The following is a 409-nucleotide window of genomic DNA, read 5'->3' as shown; positions in this document are numbered from 1 at the left end:
AGGGAAAACGAACACCACATCGCCTGAGCCAGCGGAGGCCGCCACCGGAAGCTCCCCGTCGGCGACCGCGTCCGCTCCGCGCAGCAGTTCGTCCCGGTCACGTCCCGCCACCGAGATCCGGCATGCCAACGCCGACCGCGTCGTGGCCAGCGAGAACGCCACGTCGACCGGCGAAACGTCGTCATCGGCCCGGACGCGTGCGGCCAGCTTCCGGGCCTGTTCCCGCACCGCATCCGGCGTCGCCCCGGAGAAGACCCAGGGCACGACACTCAGTTCCCGCTCCGGCTCGACCGCCGCGGAATCGCCCGGAACATGTTCCAGGACAACGTGTGCGTTGGTCCCGCTGATGCCGAACGACGACACTCCCGCCCGGCGCGGACGGTCCGTCTCCGGCCAGTCCCGGGCCTCC

At 71.4% G+C, this 409-nt stretch carries 1 protein-coding gene; it reads right to left on the bottom strand.

Going from position 1 to position 409, the window contains the following annotated elements; all coding sequences use genetic code 11:
* Window positions 1-409: ketoacyl-synthetase C-terminal extension domain-containing protein (locus H4281_RS45075; protein ID WP_220508834.1), on the bottom strand; the 409-nt coding region annotated here is incomplete at both ends.

This window comes from Amycolatopsis dendrobii (genome assembly GCF_014145675.1).
In the GTDB taxonomy this organism is placed as follows: domain Bacteria; phylum Actinomycetota; class Actinomycetes; order Mycobacteriales; family Pseudonocardiaceae; genus Amycolatopsis; species Amycolatopsis dendrobii.
The sequence above is the reverse complement of the archived record's forward strand: the minus strand, read 5'-3'. Positions and strand labels throughout refer to the sequence as shown.